The 19455-nt window shown below is 35.4% G+C and carries 23 protein-coding genes; 1 reads left to right on the top strand and 22 read right to left on the bottom strand.

The window, feature by feature from the left end; genetic code table 11:
* Positions 1-24: 24 nt before the first annotated feature.
* The 13 genes from nth to DFR56_RS06305 form a co-directional block, all read right to left on the bottom strand.
* Complete coding sequence (nth, locus tag DFR56_RS06365; protein ID WP_110394600.1) at positions 25-672, bottom strand: endonuclease III; 648 nt, start codon at positions 670-672, stop codon at positions 25-27.
* Positions 673-676: 4 nt separating this feature from the next.
* On the bottom strand, positions 677-1354 hold the full coding sequence (locus tag DFR56_RS06360; protein WP_110394599.1) for a DnaD domain-containing protein: 678 nt from the start codon (positions 1352-1354) through the stop codon (positions 677-679).
* A 152-nt stretch (positions 1355-1506) separates the two neighbouring features.
* The gene (locus DFR56_RS06355; protein ID WP_110394598.1) at positions 1507-2697 is read right to left on the bottom strand and encodes a pyridoxal phosphate-dependent aminotransferase; all 1191 of its coding nucleotides are present in this window, start codon (positions 2695-2697) and stop codon (positions 1507-1509) included.
* A 5-nt stretch (positions 2698-2702) separates the two neighbouring features.
* Positions 2703-3242, bottom strand: coding sequence for a cell wall elongation regulator TseB-like domain-containing protein (locus DFR56_RS06350; RefSeq protein ID WP_110394597.1), 540 nt, complete (start codon positions 3240-3242; stop codon positions 2703-2705).
* Positions 3243-3512: 270 nt separating this feature from the next.
* Positions 3513-3896: an aspartate 1-decarboxylase gene (gene panD, locus DFR56_RS06345; protein WP_110394596.1), complete on the bottom strand. Its 384-nt coding sequence runs from the start codon at positions 3894-3896 to the stop codon at positions 3513-3515.
* A gap of 7 nt (positions 3897-3903) precedes the next feature.
* Positions 3904-4779: a pantoate--beta-alanine ligase gene (gene panC / locus DFR56_RS06340; RefSeq protein WP_110394595.1), complete on the bottom strand. Its 876-nt coding sequence runs from the start codon at positions 4777-4779 to the stop codon at positions 3904-3906.
* A gap of 14 nt (positions 4780-4793) precedes the next feature.
* Positions 4794-5621, bottom strand: a complete 828-nt coding sequence (gene panB, locus DFR56_RS06335) for a 3-methyl-2-oxobutanoate hydroxymethyltransferase (RefSeq protein WP_110394594.1) — start codon at positions 5619-5621, stop codon at positions 4794-4796.
* Positions 5622-5637: 16 nt separating this feature from the next.
* Positions 5638-6615 (bottom strand): biotin--[acetyl-CoA-carboxylase] ligase, encoded by a 978-nt coding sequence (locus DFR56_RS06330; protein WP_110394593.1) that lies wholly within the window; start codon positions 6613-6615, stop codon positions 5638-5640.
* Complete coding sequence (locus DFR56_RS06325) at positions 6591-7793, bottom strand: CCA tRNA nucleotidyltransferase (RefSeq protein WP_110394592.1); 1203 nt, start codon at positions 7791-7793, stop codon at positions 6591-6593. Before DFR56_RS06325 ends, DFR56_RS06330 begins: the two co-directional genes overlap by 25 nt.
* 16 nt (positions 7794-7809) lie before the next feature.
* Positions 7810-8931: an N-acetyl-alpha-D-glucosaminyl L-malate synthase BshA gene (bshA, locus tag DFR56_RS06320; protein WP_110394591.1), complete on the bottom strand. Its 1122-nt coding sequence runs from the start codon at positions 8929-8931 to the stop codon at positions 7810-7812.
* Complete coding sequence (mgsA, locus tag DFR56_RS06315) at positions 8928-9350, bottom strand: methylglyoxal synthase (RefSeq protein WP_110394590.1); 423 nt, start codon at positions 9348-9350, stop codon at positions 8928-8930. Before mgsA ends, bshA begins: the two co-directional genes overlap by 4 nt.
* A 55-nt stretch (positions 9351-9405) precedes the next feature.
* Positions 9406-10209, bottom strand: coding sequence for a 4-hydroxy-tetrahydrodipicolinate reductase (gene dapB, locus DFR56_RS06310; RefSeq protein WP_110394589.1), 804 nt, complete (start codon positions 10207-10209; stop codon positions 9406-9408).
* A 40-nt stretch (positions 10210-10249) separates the two neighbouring features.
* Positions 10250-10585, bottom strand: coding sequence for a nucleotide pyrophosphohydrolase (locus tag DFR56_RS06305; protein WP_110394588.1), 336 nt, complete (start codon positions 10583-10585; stop codon positions 10250-10252).
* Positions 10586-11116: 531 nt separating this feature from the next.
* Between DFR56_RS06305 and DFR56_RS06300 the strand changes: the two genes are divergently transcribed.
* A complete protein-coding gene (locus tag DFR56_RS06300) occupies positions 11117-11986 on the top strand; it encodes a YitT family protein (protein WP_110394587.1) in 870 nt (289 codons plus the stop codon).
* A 249-nt stretch (positions 11987-12235) separates the two neighbouring features.
* Here DFR56_RS06300 and DFR56_RS06290 read toward each other — a convergent pair whose 3' ends face one another.
* From DFR56_RS06290 to DFR56_RS06250, 9 genes are all read right to left on the bottom strand, one after another.
* On the bottom strand, positions 12236-12916 hold the full coding sequence (locus DFR56_RS06290; RefSeq protein WP_110394586.1) for a zinc metallopeptidase: 681 nt from the start codon (positions 12914-12916) through the stop codon (positions 12236-12238).
* A gap of 76 nt (positions 12917-12992) precedes the next feature.
* The gene (locus tag DFR56_RS23685) at positions 12993-13232 is read right to left on the bottom strand and encodes a sporulation protein YpjB (protein ID WP_278250632.1); all 240 of its coding nucleotides are present in this window, start codon (positions 13230-13232) and stop codon (positions 12993-12995) included.
* Positions 13233-13334: 102 nt separating this feature from the next.
* Positions 13335-13916 carry a lipoprotein heptaprenylglyceryl N-acetyltransferase LhaT gene (lhaT, locus tag DFR56_RS06280; protein WP_244916434.1) on the bottom strand — a complete coding sequence of 194 codons (582 nt, stop codon included), beginning with the start codon at positions 13914-13916 and terminating at the stop codon, positions 13335-13337.
* 72 nt (positions 13917-13988) lie between these two features.
* Complete coding sequence (locus tag DFR56_RS06275) at positions 13989-14768, bottom strand: menaquinol-cytochrome c reductase cytochrome b/c subunit (protein WP_110394583.1); 780 nt, start codon at positions 14766-14768, stop codon at positions 13989-13991.
* A 15-nt stretch (positions 14769-14783) separates the two neighbouring features.
* The gene (gene qcrB, locus DFR56_RS06270; RefSeq protein ID WP_110394582.1) at positions 14784-15458 is read right to left on the bottom strand and encodes a menaquinol-cytochrome c reductase cytochrome b subunit; all 675 of its coding nucleotides are present in this window, start codon (positions 15456-15458) and stop codon (positions 14784-14786) included.
* A 6-nt stretch (positions 15459-15464) separates the two neighbouring features.
* Positions 15465-15980, bottom strand: a complete 516-nt coding sequence (locus DFR56_RS06265; protein WP_110394581.1) for a QcrA and Rieske domain-containing protein — start codon at positions 15978-15980, stop codon at positions 15465-15467.
* A 453-nt stretch (positions 15981-16433) separates the two neighbouring features.
* Complete coding sequence (locus DFR56_RS06260) at positions 16434-16892, bottom strand: DUF2487 family protein (protein ID WP_110394580.1); 459 nt, start codon at positions 16890-16892, stop codon at positions 16434-16436.
* 125 nt (positions 16893-17017) lie between these two features.
* The gene (locus DFR56_RS06255) at positions 17018-17545 is read right to left on the bottom strand and encodes a YpiB family protein (RefSeq protein ID WP_110394579.1); all 528 of its coding nucleotides are present in this window, start codon (positions 17543-17545) and stop codon (positions 17018-17020) included.
* Positions 17546-18189: 644 nt separating this feature from the next.
* Positions 18190-19452, bottom strand: coding sequence for a tetratricopeptide repeat protein (locus DFR56_RS06250; protein WP_110394578.1), 1263 nt, complete (start codon positions 19450-19452; stop codon positions 18190-18192).
* Positions 19453-19455 lie beyond the last annotated feature (3 nt).

Here is a 19455-nt window from a genome sequence, read left to right as displayed (position 1 = left end):
CCCTTTTATGGGTTTGCCAGTTTTTTATTTGTTTTTCATCCGTTTTTTTCCTTCACGACATACAGGTAATAACGGGCATTCAGGACAATTTGGATTCGCTGCTTTACAATGGTAACGACCAAAGAAAATCAAGCGATGATGAGATACACTCCACTCTTTCTTTGGTATCTTTTTCATTAATGTTTCTTCCACTTGTAAAACAGTATCTTTCCAGCGACAAAAAGCTAGTCTTTTAGCGATTCTTTCGACGTGTGTATCAACCGCAATTGCTGGTTCGCCAAATGCAACGGACATGACGACATTGGCTGTTTTTCTTCCAACACCAGCAAATTTCATTAATTCATTACGCGTTTTAGGAATAACCCCATCGAATTCATTAAGTAAAGTGGTACAAAGCTTTTGAATGTTTTTCGCTTTTGTTCGATATAATCCAATGGAACGAATATCTTGTTCTAATTCAGATAATTCAACTGCCAAAAAATCTTCTGGTGTTTTGTATTTTTGAAAAAGATCTTTTGTGACTCGATTTACGTTGACATCGGTAGTTTGCGCAGAAAGTAGTACAGCAATTAATAATTCAAATGCATTTTCGTGGATAAGTTCACAATGCGCATCTGGAAACATTTCCCCCATTTGATCTAAACAAAAGCGGATTTCTTTTTTCGTGAGCATTGAATTAGTCTCCCCCTTTAAGCCAATTAAAATAGACAGATGTATCTCTTTTTTTAACGGTATATTGTTTATTCACTTGATGTTTGCGAAATGATTTACTCTCTTCTCTCGCTTGTTCTACGGAGTGAATCCCTTTTCTCTGCCATTCTCTTAAAATACGATCGATATATTTAAAATTCAATTTACCCATTAAAACGGATTCCCTTAATGCTGCTTTTATTAATGCAGGGACGATTCTATCTTCATCGAGCCAAGCATTGATCGTTTCAATTTCAAATGGGGATAATGGCCTTCCAAATTCTTGTTCAAATAAGACAAATATTGTCCCCTCTTGATTCTCCTCTTCTTGCTCTTTTTCGGCGAATAACTTTTCCCATAGTGGATCAAGACTATAAGCTTCACTTAATTGATTGCGATCATTTTGCAACTCTTTAATTTCTAGCATGTTTTTTTGAATTAATTTCCTTAAGTTTTCAATACATTGCCCTTCCGAAATCGTCAAATACGACGCAATTTCAGAAGGGGTTGGAAATTCTTTCTTTTCTTGTAAAAATCGATGTATTTGTAAAAGAATGATCACATCCTGTTCATTTAAACCTAACATTTTATAGTCAGTGAGTAGTTTGGCTGGAACGATTAATTGATGTAAAAAAATTTGTTGAAAAGACGCATTTTTTGTCATTGTATACACCTCTAGTAAATAGTATAGCATGAATTGCTCACGTACATATTCGCTTGCTAGTATTTTTTAAAACAAATAAAAATCCCTTACAATATAATAAGGAATTTTTTATCTTTTATATAATTGAATCAATTTCATCTTGATGTCTTTTTTTACTGGTTGTTTAAGACAAATCGTTTAATTCTTTTTGCCGCTTCTTCTAACAGTTCCATGGATGTCGCATACGATAAACGTACATTATTTGGTGCCCCGAAACCAGACCCTGGAACTAAGGCAACTTTTTCTTCTTCTAGTAATGCTGTCACCCATTCATCAACTGTTTGAAAGCCATTTAATTTAGCAGCTTCTATAACATTCGGGAAAATGTAAAAGGCCCCTTTTGGTTTTTCGCAAGTGATACCGGGAATTGACTGGATCAATTCGTAAAATGCATCAAGCCTTGCTGAAAATACTTCCCTCATTTCAGCATTTATTTTTTCATTTTCCCTTTTATTTGCATATGCCTCTAAAGCTGCATATTGTGCAATTGATGTCGGGTTAGATGTTGCATGGGAAGCATGATTTGTCATTGCTTTGATAATGTTTGTTGGGCCTACCGCATAACCGATACGCCAGCCAGTCATTGCATGTGACTTACTTACCCCGTTAATGATGACTGTTTGTTCTTTCAGTTCATTTGAAAGTTGAGCAATGGAAATATGCTCATCATCTGAATAAATTAACTTTTCATATATTTCATCTGAGATGATTAAAATATTATGTTTGATACACACTTCACCAAGTGCTTGTAATTCGTCTTTCGAATACATCATTCCAGTTGGGTTACTTGGAGAATTGATGATAAGTGCTTTTGTCTTATTAGTAATCACTTGTTCTAATTGCTCTTTTGTAATTTTAAAATCATTTTCTTCTAACCCTTCCACATAAACAGGTTCTCCGCCCGCAAGCTTTACATGCTCAGGATAACTAACCCAATATGGGGTTGGAATAATTACTTCATCTCCATCATTTAAGAGAACTTGACATAAAGCATATAGCGCATATTTAGCACCTGTTGTCACAATTACCTGATTAGTCGTATATGCTAATTGATGATCATTCGTAAATTTTTCAATGATTGCCTTTTTAAGTTCGATAATGCCACCTGAAGCTGTATACTTCGTAAGACCCTCATCCATCGCTTTTTTTGCTGCTTGAATAATATAAGCTGGTGTATTAAAGTCCGGCTCTCCTACACCTAAACCGATCACATCATGTCCCATATCTCTTAATTCCTTCGCTTTTGCAGAAATGGCTAAAGTGGAGGAAGGTGTTAATGATTGTACTCTGTGTGATAATTCCATTGACATCAACCTTTCGTATTATACTTTCTAATCAATCGCATTTGTTCATAAGTTGTACCATCTTTTAGTGAAACATATTCAATGACATATCGATTAGCATTATCTGTATAGGATAATTCCCAAAGCGGTTGTTGATTAATCATTGCTGGAGTTGACCCCGTTAATGTACATTGCTTACACTCTTTTAACCAATTATTTTCAATTTGCTCCCTCGTCAAAACAGAATCTGCACGGATGACGACAATGTCATCTTTTTTGATCGTTTTTTTGGACAAAGGAACAAAAGCAATCCATTCCTCTCCATCTGAATCATGTCCGAAAACGATATGGTACTCGTTTTCTTCTTGAAAATGATAAGCATCATCAATTGCTGTCAGATCTGTTTTATCATAAATGATTTGCTCTGTTGCATCAAAATCTACTAATTTACTATCATCAATATACCGAAGGAAGGAAATAAAGTAAATAATTAAAAAGATGAATAAAATAAGCGTACATATGATTATTACTCTTTTCCAACTAATCCATTTTAGTTTTTCTTTCATTTTATCAAGTCCATTTTCTACACAAATTTTAACCGATATATCTATTGTATTGTATTCGTCTTTTTTATACCATTATTTTTTAAAAAATTACTATAAAGTTGACTTAAGAAATCGCGAAAAATCGTTGAAATAGCTCCCTTTCGCCTTCATACAAAAAGGAAAGGAATCCCGTGCTCTACGCACAGGAGTGTAGCCTTAATCAACGATTTTCAACTAAGCAGAGGTCATATATTCTCTGCTTTTTTATTGATCGACTCTGAAGGAACCTTTTTATAAAACAGTTAGCGGTGGTTCTTCTTCAATGAACTGCTCTATTTCATTTCTTTCATTCATAATGGCAATTTTTGGTCGATGAGCACGTAATTCGTCTTCAGAAAAAGATGCATAAGTAATAATAATAACAATATCATCTTTTTGAACAAGCCTTGCTGCTGCTCCATTTAAACAAATAATGCCTGTTCCACGTTCGCCAGGAATGACATATGTTTCCAGTCTAGCGCCATTGTTGTTATTGACAATTTGAACTTTCTCATTTGGCAATATATCGACCTTGTCTAAAATATCTTGATCAATTGTCACACTTCCAACATAATTTAAATTTGCATCTGTAATACGGGCACGATGAATTTTAGATTTCATCATTGTACGAAACATTTAACCATTAACCCCCTTGTACTAATCTATCTACTCGCTCTCCATTTGCAGAAAGGATGATGTTATCAATTAAACGTGCATGTGTAAATTGAACTGCTATTGCGATTATCACTTGTCCATTCATCACGTTAATCTTCTGTAGATTAGGGTAATTTAGAATATCGACATAATCAATACGAGCTTTAGTACGATTTTTTATCACTTTTTTTACTTCCATAATAATAGTAGCAGGATTATTCAATCCGTCAACTATTAATTTTTGGGCGTGTTGTAGACTTGCATACAAAGCGACCGCTTCCTTCCTCTCATCGTCTGTTAAATAAACATTTCGACTACTTTTGGCAAGTCCATCAGTTTCTCTAACAGTAGGGAGCCCAATTAATGAAAGGGGAAAATTCATTTCAGAAACGAGCGTATTCACAATCGCAAATTGTTGTGCATCTTTTAAGCCAAAATATGCACTTGTCGGTTGAATAAGATGAAATAATTTCGTCAAGACGGTAGCAACACCATCGAAATGTCCCGGTCTTGAGCTACCGCATAATACATCCGTACCATTCGTTATCGTCATTTGTATGCTCATGTCTTCTGGATACATTTCTTCAACGGATGGCATAAATAATATATCGACACCTTTTTCTTTAGCAACTTTAGCATCTTTTTGTTCATTACGAGGATAACGTTCAAAATCTTCATTCGGTCCAAATTGAAGTGGATTAACAAAGATGCTCATCACGACTAGATCGTTTTCCTTTTTAGCTTGTTCCACTAAAGATAAATGTCCATCATGCAAATAACCCATTGTTGGAACAAAGCCAATTTTTTTATCCCTTGCCTTTTTTATTTGTTCTCTTATAGTTTGTACAGTACGTATCAATTTCATGTTTACTACCTACTTTATGCTTTTGGTAAAATACTTTTGCGTTTCATTGTATATGTGTGATCTTCTTGTGGAAATTGTCCTGTTTGTACGTCTTTTACATAGTTCTGTAGTGCTTGGGTTCCGTATAAATTAAAGTTTGCGTACGTTTTAACAAATTTAGGCAATTTACCGACCCCATATTGTAATAAATCATGATACACTAATACTTGCCCGTCACAATCAGCACCTGCCCCAATTCCAATTGTTGGAATATGAAGCTCATCTGTAACTACTTGTCCGATTTCTTTAGGAATACATTCCAAGACAATGGCAACAGCACCAGCTTCTTCTAATCGTTTTGTATCTTCAAGTAATTTTTGACTCGCCTCTTCATCGTTAGCTTGGACACGGTAACCACCTAAGACATTAACCGTTTGAGGAGTTAAGCCTAAATGTCCGACTACAGGGATACCACCAGCTGTTACTTGTTTAATTAAAGCTAAAGTTTCTTCTGATGCTCCTTCAAGTTTAATTGCTTGTGCATCTGTTTCTTGAAAAAGTTTTGTCGCATTAATGATTGATTGTTCCAGTGAAGCATGATAGGACATAAATGGCATATCAACGACAATAAATGTTTCTTTTGCGCCACGCCTTACAGCTTTGGCATGATGTATCATATCTGTCAACGTTACTTGGGTAGTTGATGAGTATCCTAAAACGACCATACCGAGTGAATCACCAACTAAAATTATATCGGTACCTGACTCTTCTACATGTTTGGCAGAGGGATAATCATAGGCGGTGATCATCGTTATTTTTTCTTTCTTTTGCTTCATTCGCTGAAAATCAACTACGTTTAACATTTGGATTAGCTCCTCCTTAGAACCAAGAAATCTCGGCTGAATATACTTTTTCTATTTTACCATCATCTTTTTTAGCAAGTAATGCCCCATCTTCGGCGATACCTAAAAAGATTCCTTCCCATTCTTCTTTACCTGATTTTATTTGTAATCGTTCATTCATTCTAAAACCATAATTTTCCCACGTTTGTTTCACATCTTGAAAACCATGATTAATATAATTACTATATTTTTTTTCAAAAGTTCGTAATATTTGCTGGATCATTGGAAGCATATCCCAATGTTTCCCTGTTTCAATTTGTAAAGAAGTTGCTTTCTTTTGGATGTCTTCGGGTAGATCTTCTTTCGCCTGGTTAATATTTATTCCCGTTCCAACGATCACATAAAGGACTTGATCTTGTTCTGCTTGCATTTCGGTCAATATACCAGTCATCTTCTTCCCGTGGATTAAAATATCATTTGGCCATTTTATTTGTGGCTTAATATTAGCATAATCATCGATCACATTTGCGATTACTGTTGCAGTTAATAACGTTAGCTGTGGTGCTAAAAAAGGTAAAATACTCGGTCGTAAGATCATACTCATCCAAATACCTTTTCCGTTATTGGAATGAAAAGCACGATCAATCCTTCCCTTCCCTTTCGTCTGTTCATCAGCTATAACAATTGTTCCGTGTTTCGCTCCATTCAATGCCAATTCATGGGCAATTCGCTGTGTAGAAGTAGTTGACTCTTTATGAATAATTGTCTGTCCTAACCATTCGGTGTTTAAACCCCAAGAAAGGGTATTTTCACTTAATTTATTTGGATAACTAATAATTCGGTATCCTTTTTTAGCTTTCCCTTCAATTTCGTATCCATCTTTTTTTAATTCGTTCATATGTTTCCATATAGCACTTCTAGAAATATTAAGTTCATCGGATAAAAATTGACCGGAAATATACGATTCTTTATGTGTAGATAAAAGTTGAATTAATTTATTTCGGGTGGATGACATCTTATCCACTCCTTTATAGCTATTTTTGTATTGTGTAAACGATTAAACACAATTTCTTGCTCCACCTGTTCTATGATCCTATTCATCCATGGTCCTCGCTTTTTATTCGGAAACATTTTCATTACATCATGACCATCTATAGCTAGTTCATTCCTAGATTGAATTGCTAAACACTCTTTTTTATTTTGTAACAATGTTAACGTTGATTCCGTATCTTTCCATATAACTTTAAGTAACTGTAGAAAAGGCCGGAAGTATGCTTGTTGTAAACGATAAACAAGTAAATTATCGACTCCATTTTCCTCATAGTAAATGAGCGCATCATAAAGGTTTATTGCTTTATTTTTTATGTCATTTGAACATTTCCATTCCTTTGCCCACGTTTGAATATGAATAGACGGATCCAAATAATGAAAAAAGGCGATAACATCTGCAAACGAGTGAAAAGGAGTTAATGGATGTGGAAGGTTCTGTAACAATGAACGGTTCTCTTTGAAAATCGGCATATATTGATCGATTTCAATATCGATCACATAGGCAATACTATGTTGGACAAACGTACCTTGAAATAACTTTGTCCATTCATTTGTTAGCCTTTCTATTGCTACCGTTTCCACTTCCTTATTTAATTGTTTCATTTGCGCTAATGTGTTTGTTTCAATAGAAAATCCTAATTGACTTGAAAATCGTAGTGCCCGAATAATCCGCAGTGGGTCTTCTTTAAATCGTTTTTTCGCATCACCAACAGAGCGAATAATTTGTTTTTTTAAGTCGCTTTTTCCTTCAAATAAATCAATCATGGCACCATTTTTATCCATCGCTATTGCATTCATCGTAAAGTCACGCCGCTTCAGATCTTCTTCAATCGTTGAAATAAATGTTACATCATCTGGATGTCTTTGATCTGAATAGGTTCCGTCTTGTCTAAACGTGGTTATTTCATATGATATACCTTCATATCTAACAATGACTGTCCCATGATCAATTCCTACTGGTATTACTTTATCAAATAGTTGCTGAATCACTGTCGGGGGGGCTGAACTTGCAATATCAATGTCTTTTATTTTTCGCTTTAATAAAAAATCTCGTACACAGCCACCGACAAAATATGCTTCATACCCCTTTGATTCAATTGTTTCAAGAATGACCACTGCTCGTTTAAAAGCATCTGTTAACATAATATCCACCTAATCTTCAATTTTCAAGTAACCTATCATATAATGCAATATATTGATCTACAATTTCGTCCGAATAAAACATTGTTTTTGCCCGTTTTAAAGCTGCTTGTGAAAAGCGACGTAATAAATCTGGATCTGAAAGTAATTGGATAGCATAATCGGCTGCCTGACTTGTATCCCCAATCTCCACAAGAAAGCCCGTTTCACCATGGACGATAACTTCCGGGATTCCGCCAATATTTGTTCCAATGGTTGCAACTTCACAAGCCATTGCTTCCAGTAAAACTAAGCCAAAACTTTCTTGTTCGGACATTAACAATTTTAAATCAGAAATAGATAATAAATCACTAATATTTTTTTGTCTCCCTAAAAATAATACATCATCTTGTAAACCTAACTTTTGGACTATTTCAAAAGCTGTTTGAGATTCGGGTCCATCCCCAACTAAAATGAGCTTACTTTTTATATGCTTAACGATCATAGAATACGTTTCAATAATATCTTGTATTCTTTTTACTTTACGAAAATTTGATATATGAATAATGACTTTTTCATCTTTTTGAATACCATATTGCTCTTTAATAAATGCTCGGTCTTTTTTAACATATTCTTTTTCATTAACAAAATTATAAATAACTTCAATATCTTTATCTACATGTAATTGACGAATTGTTTGGTTTACTAAATCATGGGATACAGCTGTAACGGCATCAGATTTTTCAATTCCGTATGCGATCATCCGTTTAAATGTTCGATCAATCCCAAGCACAGTAATATCAGTTCCATGCAATGTCGTTACAATTTTTACGGGATGTTTAGCAATATCTTTTGCCAAGATTGCACTAATGGCATGTGGCATTGCATAATGTACATGTAAAATATCTAGTTTTTCCCTATCAATTACTTCCGCCATTTTTGCGGCTAATGCTAAATCATATGGTGGATATTGAAACACCGGGTAATGACTAATTTCTACCTCATGATAATAAATTTCGGGATTGATACAATCTAAACGAAAAGGTAAACTTGATGTAATAAAATGAATCTCATAGCCTTTTTCAGCAAGAAGTTTACCTAGTTCTGTTGCAATGATTCCTGAGCCGCCGACCGTTGGATAACAAGTAATTCCAATTTTCATTCAGCTGCATCCTTTTTTTGGCGATCTTTCATAATCGTTCGCCATGTAAAGTCGCCACGTTCAAGTGTAAGGATGATAATTTCTGCTGCGGCAATATTGGTAGCTAAAGGGATTAAATGGACATCACATAATCTCATCAATGCACTAACATCTGGCTCATGTGGTTGCGCCGTTAATGGATCCCTAAAAAAAATAATGATATCCATTTCATTACTAGCAACAAGAGATCCTATTTGCTGATCCCCACCTAATGGTCCAGATTGAAACTTCGTAATCGACAAATTGGTCGCTTGTTCGATTAACTTTCCAGTAGTACCTGTTGCATATAATGTATGTCTCTCTAGAACGTGTTTATATGCAATACTAAACTCTATCATATCATCTTTCTTTTTATCATGTGCTATTAATGCAATGTTCACCCGAATCCCCACCGATCATTTATAATTTAATGTTCACTTTGTTTCATATCTGTCTTTATTCTACATCCAATACATGTTCCAATCCGTAGACAAGTTTTTGCATATGAGTAACTTTTTCAATCGCAAGCTTCAATCCGTCCATAAAAGACTCACGATGAAAAGAGTCATGTTTAATCGTTAGTAGTTGACTTTTGCTACCAAAAACAATTTCTTGATGAGCAACTAATCCCGGAAGACGCATACTGTGCACACGAATTCCATCTACATCCCCACCTCTTGCTCCTTCAATTATTTCATATTCATCGGGATGTCCTTGAATTTTGGAAGTACGGGATTGTTTGATTAAATCAATCGTTTTTAACGCAGTTCCCGATGGTGCATCAATTTTTTTATCATGATGTTTTTCAATGATTTCAACATCTGGAAAATACTTAGCAGCCATTTTTGAAAATAACATCATTAAAACGGCACCTAAAGCAAAATTTGGCGCAATAATACAACCAGTTTTATTTTGCTCTGCAAGGATTGATAATTCATCTATTTGTTCCTCGGAAAAACCAGAAGTTCCTATGACAGAGCAAATATGATGCTCTAAAGCTAATTTTGCATATTCAAAGCCAATTTGTGGGACAGTCAAATCGACATACACATCTGCTTTTATTTCTTGAAAGCAAGACGCTGCATCATCAAAAATAGGAATGTTTTCATCACAAATATGCTGGATATCATGTAATGTTTTCCCATTATTTTTTCGATCGATACAAGCGACTAATTGAAAATGAGGTTCATTTGTCATCATTTTAATAGCCTCTGTTCCCATTTTCCCTCTTGGTCCACCTAATACGATATTGATTGTCATGTTGAAATGTTCCTCCTTAAATGCGTGCAACAAAATAATATTACTCTTTTTTTGTCCATCTGTCTTTATCTCTCGTATTAATTTTCGTAATGGAAGTATGAAAAGCTTCCGATAAATCAAGGTTTAAAGAATTAGTCATACAAGCTAAGACGAATAAAATATCTCCAATCTCTTCTTCAATTGTTTTTATTTCTTCGGTTGATTTTTTCGGTTTTTCCCCGTATGTATGATTTATTTCTCTTGCTAATTCCCCAACTTCTTCTGACAGTCGTGCCATTAATGCAAGTGGAGAAAAATAACCTTCTTTAAATTGAGAAATATATTGATCCACTTCATGTTCCATTTCTTTTGTCGAATAGATCCGCTCTTTTTTCATAAATTCTCCTTACATCATCATTAATTTATTTCCGCGGGGTTACTAAGACTCCCTCAATTATAGACGGGAGATTAAGTTCCGCTAAAGCAAACACGCTGACGGACGAGCTAGAAGCGAAGTCAGAAGTGATGTTGCACTTATGCAAATAAATAAATCATCATCTATTTATTTGCCAAGCTCCGAAATAAGTGTAACTAAGGTCCAGATGGAGAAAGGAAGCAAACTAAGTACTCCTGGGACTGCGCTTACTCGTTCGATCGAAGTGCATTTGGGACTGTGCTTCATGCTCGTCCCATCGAAAACATTTGCGCTTACGCTCGCCCCACCCATCGAAAAACATTGTCTCAGGCATTTGCCCTAGCACGTCCTGTGTGTCGAAATTCCATACTGATCCAAGTTTACTTTATATTTATGTTAGCTAAAAGTACATGATTTGACAAATTATTTAGCTGTTAAAGAACAATCTTATCATTGTATAGTTAGCATAATTTTACTATACTAATTTAGAACGGCTTAAAAAGGAGAGATTGTATGTTTGGACTAAGAATCAAAAACATTTTTTTTATTTTAATCGGTGCGGCAATTTTTTCCTTTGGGATCGTACATTTTAATATGCAAAATCATCTTGGAGAAGGTGGATTCACGGGGATAACCTTATTACTTTATTTCGTTTGGGATTTAAACCCTGCTATTACTAATATTATTTTAAATATCCCGGTATTTTTTGTTGGGTGGAGATTACTTGGAAGAATCACTTTTCTCTATACATTAATTGGAACATTTGCAGTTTCGATCTTTTTAAGTATCTTTCAATTAAAGCCATTCACGATTGATCTGCAGTCTGATATGACGTTAGCGGCACTTTTTGCAGGGGTTTTTATCGGAGTCGGTCTAGGAATCATTTTCCGTTATGGCGGAACAACTGGTGGCGTTGATATTATTGCTAGGATCGTTAATAAATATATCGGTTGGAGTATGGGACGGACGATGTTTATTTTTGATTTTGTCGTCATTGCCACTTCCATCTTTACATATTTAAAAATTGTGGAAGGAATGTATACGTTACTCGTTGTTTATATTGGAGCACGAGTGATTGATTTTATCCAAGAAGGTGCTTATTCAGCACGAGGAGCTACGATTATATCGAAAAGGTATAAAGAGATTGCTGACATCATCAATCAACAAATGGATAGAGGGGTTACCGTTTTAAGTGGTAGAGGGAATTTTACGGGGGAACAACAACCTGTTTTATATTGTATTGTCGGAAAAAATGAAATTGTTAAATTAAAAAACATTATTAACCATGTAGATCCACATGCATTTGTTGCAGTAAGCACCGTCCACGAAGTCATGGGCGAAGGATTTACATTAGATGATAAGAAACAGCCACTTAATCCGTAAAGGTGAAAAGAGGCCGGGACAAAAGTGTTTTCACCAAAGAAAAACCCGAACAATGGTAGCTGCATATAACCCGCTCTGGAAATATACTTCGCTTTCCGCGGGCGGCTGGTGAGCCTCCTCGTGCTGACGCACTGTGGGGTCTCACCGATGCCTTCCCTCCGGCAGGAGTCTACGTATATTTCCTCCGCTAAGGTAATGCATTATTCGTCTTTCGATATGGTCGTTTTAGTTATGTCCCAGCCTCTTTGATTAATCCCTACTTGATAAATATATTAAGATAAATCGCATTAATTCTGCTACTGCGACGAGTGCTGCCGCGACATACGTTAACGCTGCGGCATTTAATACTTTTTTCGTTTCTCGTTCTTCATTGTTCTGAATAATGCCAGTGACAACAAGTTGATCCATTGCACGGCTAGAGGCGTTAAATTCAACAGGTAATGTTACAAGTTGAAACAAGACTGCTGCCGCCATAAAGATAACTCCTAAAAGAATTAGGTTTGGCCTAGTGAGTATAATCCCTGCAATTATGATAAATATTGCTGCATTTGAACCAAATGATGCAACAGGTACTAAAGAAGAGCGAAACTTTAAAAAGGCATATTCTTCGGCATCTTGAATCGCATGACCAACTTCATGTGCTGCCACAGCTGATGATGCCATCGACTGCCCGTGAAAGTTTCCACTTGATAAACGAACGACCTTTTTCCGTGGATCATAATGGTCTGTAAGCATCCCTTTTACTTCTTCAATTTGAACATCATATAACCCATTGTCATCTAATATTTTTCGAGCAACTTGTGCTCCTTTCATGTGCGACGAAGTAGCAACTTTTGAATATTTATTGTACGTGTTTTTTACTCTCATTTGTGCCCATAGCGGTAAGATCATCAATAAAGCAAAATAGATTAAATATGCTCCTAATGTCATCGATTACTCCTCCATTTAATGCTTGATCATAGTGTAGTCTCTATATAGTCAATAATAGTCAAATTCTAAAGACATGTCAATTATTTGGTTTCTGCTTTTTCTTTCTCTTTTTATCTCCCCTATATTTTCTCCAACTTACATAAGATAATGTAATCATGATAATGCCTCCGATGATCAAGATTAACCAATAAAAGGGTACGATGATTATGGAATAATGTTCCTCTCTTTGACCTACATTCGCATAGGCATGATTCAATTGAATTAGACTAAATAAAATAATTATGACCCCTATTACGAGAGTGCATATAAAAAGCATTAATTTATTTCTAAAAAAATGAATAGAGATCACCCCACAATAAATCACAGTTAACATTAAATATATGTAGGTGATAATTGATATATGAAAACTTGATCAACATTAATGGGAGTTAAACTTGTTATGGATCGTTATCCGATACGTTATAAAGATCGTAAAAACAGATAGCCAAAAAGTAAAATAGCCTATTTGATTCATATAATCTGTTAATGATGAGTAAATTGGCATCATACCAAAAACGTAATCGATAATATCGTTATGAAGAAGCACAATTCCCGCGATTGTTAGATGTCTTAATTTAATTGCATAATAAGGGGCATAGAGTAATCCCTGGATTGCCATTGCACCGTGTGAAGCGATTAACATATAGCCTTGCCAACTTAAAGAGCCTTCAACTATTAATGTAAAAATATTCATAACAACAGCCCAAATTCCATATTTAAACAATGACGTAATTGCCAATGCTTCGATATATGGAACGTTTTTATTAAAAATGAAAAAAAGTAAAAATATCGTAAAAAATAAACTTGCTGTTGGACTATCAGGGACAAACGGAAGAAAGATGATTGGTGTAATGAGTAATTGACTTTTATACCATATATAACCATAAATAGTTCCTAGTAAATTGACGATAAATAAAAAAAGTAAAAATTGTCTATGTAAAAGTAAATAGTTCAAATTCACAAAGTACACCTTCTTTTAATAGTATAAAAAAACACCTTTACCTAAAAATGTACGGCAAAGGTGCTTTTAGCATTATTCAGCTGCTTCTTCATTTACAGACATAATAAATTCCACGAGCTGTTCTAATTCTTCATCAGTACCAGTGAACATACCTGGAGGCATGTCACCAATTCCTTCTACAGCAATTTTTGAAATTTCTTCAGGTGTTTCTTCAATACCAATTAAAGAAGGTCCTGCTGCTCCACCTTCTAAGGAATCACCATGACATCCGATACAGCTATTTTCATATACAGCATATCCAGGATCGTCTGTGTCAATCACTAAATCAGATGGCGGAATTGGTTTATTCGCTTCAGCTTTCTCTTTCCAATCAACTTTCGAAGCTGACTCATATGTTAACCAGAAAACAGAAGCTAATGCTAACAACATCATTCCAACAGCGATTGGACGATTTGGTGGTCTTCTACCTGGTCCATTATCAAGAAATGGAGCGAGTAATAATGCACCAAAAGCCAAACCAGGTAAAATTAGTATTCCAAATAAAATATAAGGTCCACTCGCAAAATCATATTTAAGTAATTCATATAAGAATAAGAAATACCAGTCTGGTAACGGTATATAACCAGCAGTTGTAGGATCCGCCACTCCTTCTAGAGGAGCTGGTGCAGCAATTGTTGCACAAAGGAAGCCAACTAAAAATACAGATCCTACTAGCCATTCTTTTAATAAAAAGTTTGGCCAAAAAGCTTCCGTTCTACCAGGATATTCCGAGTAATCTTTAGGTACCGTTGACGTTTTGTCTGCAGAAATTCTCGAATCTCCGACAAAACGCATCCCTTTACCTTTTTTCACAGCTTTCCCTCCTTTTTATAGTGGTCCAGCAATACCTTGTCTACGTATTAAAATAAAGTGTACTGCTAGTAGGGCAAATAATGCGCCAGGTAAGAAAAACACATGAATTGCAAAGAACCTTGTTAATGTTTGTGCACCAACGATTTTTGGGTCACCAGCTAACAATGTCTTAAGTTCCGGCCCGATAAACGGAACTTGGTTTGCGATATCAAGTCCAACCTGTGTAGCAAAATATGCTTTGTTATCCCACGGTAATAAGTATCCTGTAAATCCAAGTCCAAGCATAACAAAAAAGATTAGAACTCCAACCATCCAGTTTAATTCACGTGGTTTTTTATATGCTCCTTGGAAAAAGACTCGCATCGTATGTAATAACAACATAACTATAACAACACTTGCACCCCAATGGTGCATTCCACGAACAATTTGTCCATGAGCTACTTGACTTTGTAAGTAATAAACTGACTTCCATGCGTTTTCAATATCAGGAACATAATACATCGTTAGGAACATTCCTGATAATACTTGAATGACAACAACGAAGAAAGTAAGCCCCCCGAAACAATATACGAAAGCCGAGAAATGATATGCTGGGTTCACATGCTCTGGTACTTCGTGGTCAGCAATATCCCGCCAAATAGGAGCTACATCTATCCGTTCGTCTATCCAATCATATAATTTTTGGATCATCCCTTATTATGCCTCCTCTCGTGGTTTTGGTTCGCCAAGGTACAATATTCCGTTATCAACTTTGTGCTCGTACACATCCAATGGTGACAGTGGCGGTGTATGTGGCACGTTCGTACCATCTTTATAATAGCGACCATCGTGACATGGACAGAAAAATTCATTTGGATAATCTTCACTGCCTTCCCAAGAAACAAAACAACCTAAATGTTTACACTCTGGGGAAAATGCTTGAATATCACCATTTTCATCTTTGAATACCCATGCAGTTCGGTTAACATTAGACTCATACCAACCATCAACTTGTTCAACTTCCCAGTCGACACGTTGAGGTTCCTCCGTAATATCGTCAACAGAAAGACCAACGTTTGCTAAGTCTCCCATTGCAGATTTTTGTTGTAGCACTGGGTCTACAGCAAACCGTAACATAGGTACAAGCATACCAGCAGCCATAAATCCTCCTAAACCAGTTAATGAATAGTTCAGAAACTGCCTACGGGATACTTGATTGTTTTTGTCGCTCATGGTTTTCCCCCCTCTTATTCGTTTAATCACGGACAAATTTTTTAATAAATTATTACTAGGACATTTCCATAATAGCTTAAACTAAGGACATGGTCAATTATTAATACAATTTGTAACAAAGATTTTGATTTTAGATAAAACTTGTCCTATTATTGGCAGATAGAGACTGGACAAAATTGTTTTTGCTAAAGAAAAATCCGAACAATGTTAGCTGCGTATTACCCCGCTCCGTAAATATACTTCGCGCATTCCTAAGGCGGCTGGCGAGCCCGGACGAACAGTTGTAATCAACCTCGTGCATAGCGCGCCTTTAGGGGGCTTTCACCGATTCGGGATAAACTAGCTCCCCGCTAGTTTACTTACATAAGTGCAACATCACCTCTGTCATCGCCTATCGGCTTGTCAATCGGTGTGTTTTCTTTAACGTATGCTACGTTTTCTGGAACTAACTACTTACCAATAAGATCGAATTAATTCACTAATTTGCTCCACTTGACTTCTAATTACTTTAAGTGTTTCCTCTGATTTTATATTACCCGATTTTATCCCAGGCAACCAAAGTAAATGACAATCTAGTTCTTTTTCGATCTTTTTCCAGGAGTTATCAAATGTCATCGCAAATACGGTTTTAAATGGTTGGTTTCCGATATCGTTTAACCATTCATTTAATCTGTTTACCTCACGATCTATGTCCGAAAACTTCAAATAATTATAAGTAGGTGTTAGTAAAATCCGCCCACTTAATTCTTTTTCAATTTCCCGTGCATAAATAGATAATACTTCTCTTTGAAAGGCGTCTTTTTTTAATGAATTATCTTCTGATAGATGAAAAGCTTGAAGTGGTATAATAACCGTATCTATATACTCTTTTGCTTGTATATATTTTGTTAAATCTTCACTAAACCATTTCAAATAAATGACTTCCTTTCCTACTAGTTAGTATGAAACAAATAAATAAAAAATATTAGAGTATATTCAAAAAGTCCAACAAAATGATGCTTTATCGTAATTTTTGAACACGCACTATGATGTTTTTGTTAATAAACCTCTTTATATTGTGCTGAATAATACATGAATTTTTCATAATCATTATTTTCTAATGCTTTATTAATTTCTTTTTCAAGGAAACGCTTCCTGCCTACTAGTAAAGAATGTGATAACAATTCTTCGGTAACTATTTTTGTTTGTTGTAGCACACTTATATCGTCTTCTAATACAGATTGATATAGCTCATTTCCTTCACTACGAGGAAAATTCACTTGAAAATAAATCGCCTCATCCTGATATAATTGAAGCTCATGATAAGCAGTATAAACATCTTCTGTCTGCACATTTCCTTTAAAAAATAAAAAAGATATTTCCTTGGAATGTGAGGCTGAAATGATGATTCCCTTTGGGCAATACTCAATATCTTGGACAAAATGAACATAAAAAAGTGCTCGCTCATCCTCAACCAAATCATTTAAAAACCAGTTCATTTCATGCCTTTCTATTTTACAATGTTGAATAAACCATTGTAAGAAATCTTTTTTATGCTGAATTGAAACAGGAATCTTCATCGTCATTTCAACTCCTTTTCAGTAAAAATTCGTTGCTTTTTGCCACGCACTTTACATAAACAACGCAATACTTCATTTGATATTTCGAGTAGAACCCAGTCACAGCACCGTTGATTTTCCGCTACGGACAGTCGCTTTCCGCGGGCACGGCTTCAGCCTTCTCGGAAAAAAACCACTTCCTGTGGGGTCTTCAGACTCGTGGGACTGCGCTAAATGCTCGCCCCATCGAAGAACATTTGCTTTCCCGCAAATCTTTACGGTGGGACGAACGGAAGTGCAGTCCCAGGAGTCGACTGTCCTACGCTCCAATCAACTATACCTAAGGTGAATTATAATAATGTAATTACACCCAGAAATAACCGTAATGAGTGACAACACCCACCTGAGCGAAGGAAATACACGGAGACTCCTGGTCGGCTAAAAGCGGTCTGACAATTGCTATCCTAAGTTACTACGCAGTTTATATCTAGTATGTAAAAACAACCAATCCATGTCAGGATAAGGATTCGTAGTCCTAATTTTTGGGGAAAACTTATTCCACCAAGGTCATCAAGAATATGAATTAGAAGCGTTCTAAACTTATACAAACGAACTGTTTGAGTTTATTTTATTGGTCCGAAAGTTGAGTACTTAAATAATCGTATCATACTTTATTCATTTATTGAAAGATTTAAACGCTCTACAAATGAAAGAGTTTCCTCATCGAATGGATCTAATTTTAAATATTTCGTTAGAACTTGAATTGCATCTTTAATTAGTCCTTCCTCTGTTAAAAAGTACCCATATTCCTTTAAAAACTCACTATCATAAGTAAGGTGTTCACTAGCATTATTATATGCAGTTAATGCCTCTTTATATCGTTCCTCTTTCGCTAATGCTTTCGCTAGCTCCCAATCATATATCGGATCTTCTACGCCTGACTCTTTTATACCTGTAAGTAACTCAATAATTTGCGAATATTGTTCTTTGTCTTCATACAATTGCACTAATGCTACGATTGCCTCTTTATAATCATAATCTAAATCAATCGCTTTATTTAAATGTTCGATACTTTCTGCTTCATCATGTAATTGAAGTGCTAATTGCCCGACTAAATAAAATAACTCTTTATTAAATTGATCATATACTAAGCCTTGCTTTGCTGTTTCATACGCATCTTCCATAAGCCCTTCCGCTTTCATGGCCATTGCTAATTCGACATATACAGAATGATAATAAGGATCTAATTCAATAAGACGTTTCCAAACGTTTATGGCAATATCGTTTCTATTTTGCTGATAAGCTGTAAAACCATATTTAAATAAAGTATCTGGATGTTCATTCTCTATTTTATTGTAAAATTGTAAAGCTTCTTCATAATGACCGATCGTTGCATGACATTCAGCAAGACGTTCGGTGATAGAAATATGATTTACTTCTGTTGTTTGGCGTAAAACTTTTTCATAAAAAGGAATCGCCCGATTTGATTGACCGATTGAAAACAATAATTCACCTAAGGCAAAGTCAATGATTATTTCGTCAGGATCGAGTTTTTTAGCTTCTAATAACTTTTGTTCGGATACTTCAAATAATCCCTGTGCTTGATAGAGATCGGCTAAATGGATTAATGACTGAATGTAAAAGGGGTCTTCTTCTTCCATATCATTTAATAAGTGAATGGCTATTTCATCTTTTTCCAACTCAATATACATTTCAGCTAATTTCGTTAATAGCTGACCCTCTTTTGGATATTTTTTTACTAATTGTTCCAATAAAACGATCGCTTCCTCAAAAAATCCCCAGTCATAGAAATTTTCTGCAATCATAAATTTCTCATCGTCTGAAGCTGTTGGAATCATTTGTTGTAAAAGTTCTATCGCTTCATCTACTTTTCCATCGTTCATCCACTCGGTCGCTTGCTCGATTTTATCCATATG

This window comes from Pseudogracilibacillus auburnensis, assembly GCF_003201975.1.
Lineage (GTDB): Bacteria > Bacillota > Bacilli > Bacillales > Amphibacillaceae > Pseudogracilibacillus > Pseudogracilibacillus auburnensis.
The sequence above is the reverse complement of the archived record's forward strand: the minus strand, read 5'-3'. Positions and strand labels throughout refer to the sequence as shown.

Excerpts from the sequence above, each read along its gene's own strand:
- nth (WP_110394600.1), bottom strand. The coding sequence starts at position 672 with ATGCTCACGAAAAAAGAAATCCGCTTTTGTTTAGATCAAATGGGGGAA.
- DFR56_RS06360 (WP_110394599.1), bottom strand. The coding sequence starts at position 1,354 with ATGACAAAAAATGCGTCTTTTCAACAAATTTTTTTACATCAATTAATC.
- DFR56_RS06355 (WP_110394598.1), bottom strand. The coding sequence starts at position 2,697 with ATGGAATTATCACACAGAGTACAATCATTAACACCTTCCTCCACTTTA.
- DFR56_RS06350 (WP_110394597.1), bottom strand. The coding sequence starts at position 3,242 with ATGAAAGAAAAACTAAAATGGATTAGTTGGAAAAGAGTAATAATCATA.
- panD (WP_110394596.1), bottom strand. The coding sequence starts at position 3,896 with ATGTTTCGTACAATGATGAAATCTAAAATTCATCGTGCCCGTATTACA.
- panC (WP_110394595.1), bottom strand. The coding sequence starts at position 4,779 with ATGAAATTGATACGTACTGTACAAACTATAAGAGAACAAATAAAAAAG.
- panB (WP_110394594.1), bottom strand. The coding sequence starts at position 5,621 with ATGTTAAACGTAGTTGATTTTCAGCGAATGAAGCAAAAGAAAGAAAAA.
- DFR56_RS06330 (WP_110394593.1), bottom strand. The coding sequence starts at position 6,615 with ATGTCATCCACCCGAAATAAATTAATTCAACTTTTATCTACACATAAA.
- DFR56_RS06325 (WP_110394592.1), bottom strand. The coding sequence starts at position 7,793 with ATGTTAACAGATGCTTTTAAACGAGCAGTGGTCATTCTTGAAACAATT.
- bshA (WP_110394591.1), bottom strand. The coding sequence starts at position 8,931 with ATGAAAATTGGAATTACTTGTTATCCAACGGTCGGCGGCTCAGGAATC.
- dapB (WP_110394589.1), bottom strand. The coding sequence starts at position 10,209 with ATGACAATCAATATCGTATTAGGTGGACCAAGAGGGAAAATGGGAACA.
- DFR56_RS06305 (WP_110394588.1), bottom strand. The coding sequence starts at position 10,585 with ATGAAAAAAGAGCGGATCTATTCGACAAAAGAAATGGAACATGAAGTG.
- DFR56_RS06300 (WP_110394587.1), top strand. The coding sequence starts at position 11,117 with ATGTTTGGACTAAGAATCAAAAACATTTTTTTTATTTTAATCGGTGCG.
- DFR56_RS06290 (WP_110394586.1), bottom strand. The coding sequence starts at position 12,916 with ATGACATTAGGAGCATATTTAATCTATTTTGCTTTATTGATGATCTTA.
- DFR56_RS23685 (WP_278250632.1), bottom strand. The coding sequence starts at position 13,232 with ATGCTTTTTATATGCACTCTCGTAATAGGGGTCATAATTATTTTATTT.
- qcrB (WP_110394582.1), bottom strand. The coding sequence starts at position 15,458 with ATGATCCAAAAATTATATGATTGGATAGACGAACGGATAGATGTAGCT.
- DFR56_RS06265 (WP_110394581.1), bottom strand. The coding sequence starts at position 15,980 with ATGAGCGACAAAAACAATCAAGTATCCCGTAGGCAGTTTCTGAACTAT.
- DFR56_RS06255 (WP_110394579.1), bottom strand. The coding sequence starts at position 17,545 with ATGACGATGAAGATTCCTGTTTCAATTCAGCATAAAAAAGATTTCTTA.
- DFR56_RS06250 (WP_110394578.1), bottom strand. The coding sequence starts at position 19,452 with ATGGATAAAATCGAGCAAGCGACCGAGTGGATGAACGATGGAAAAGTA.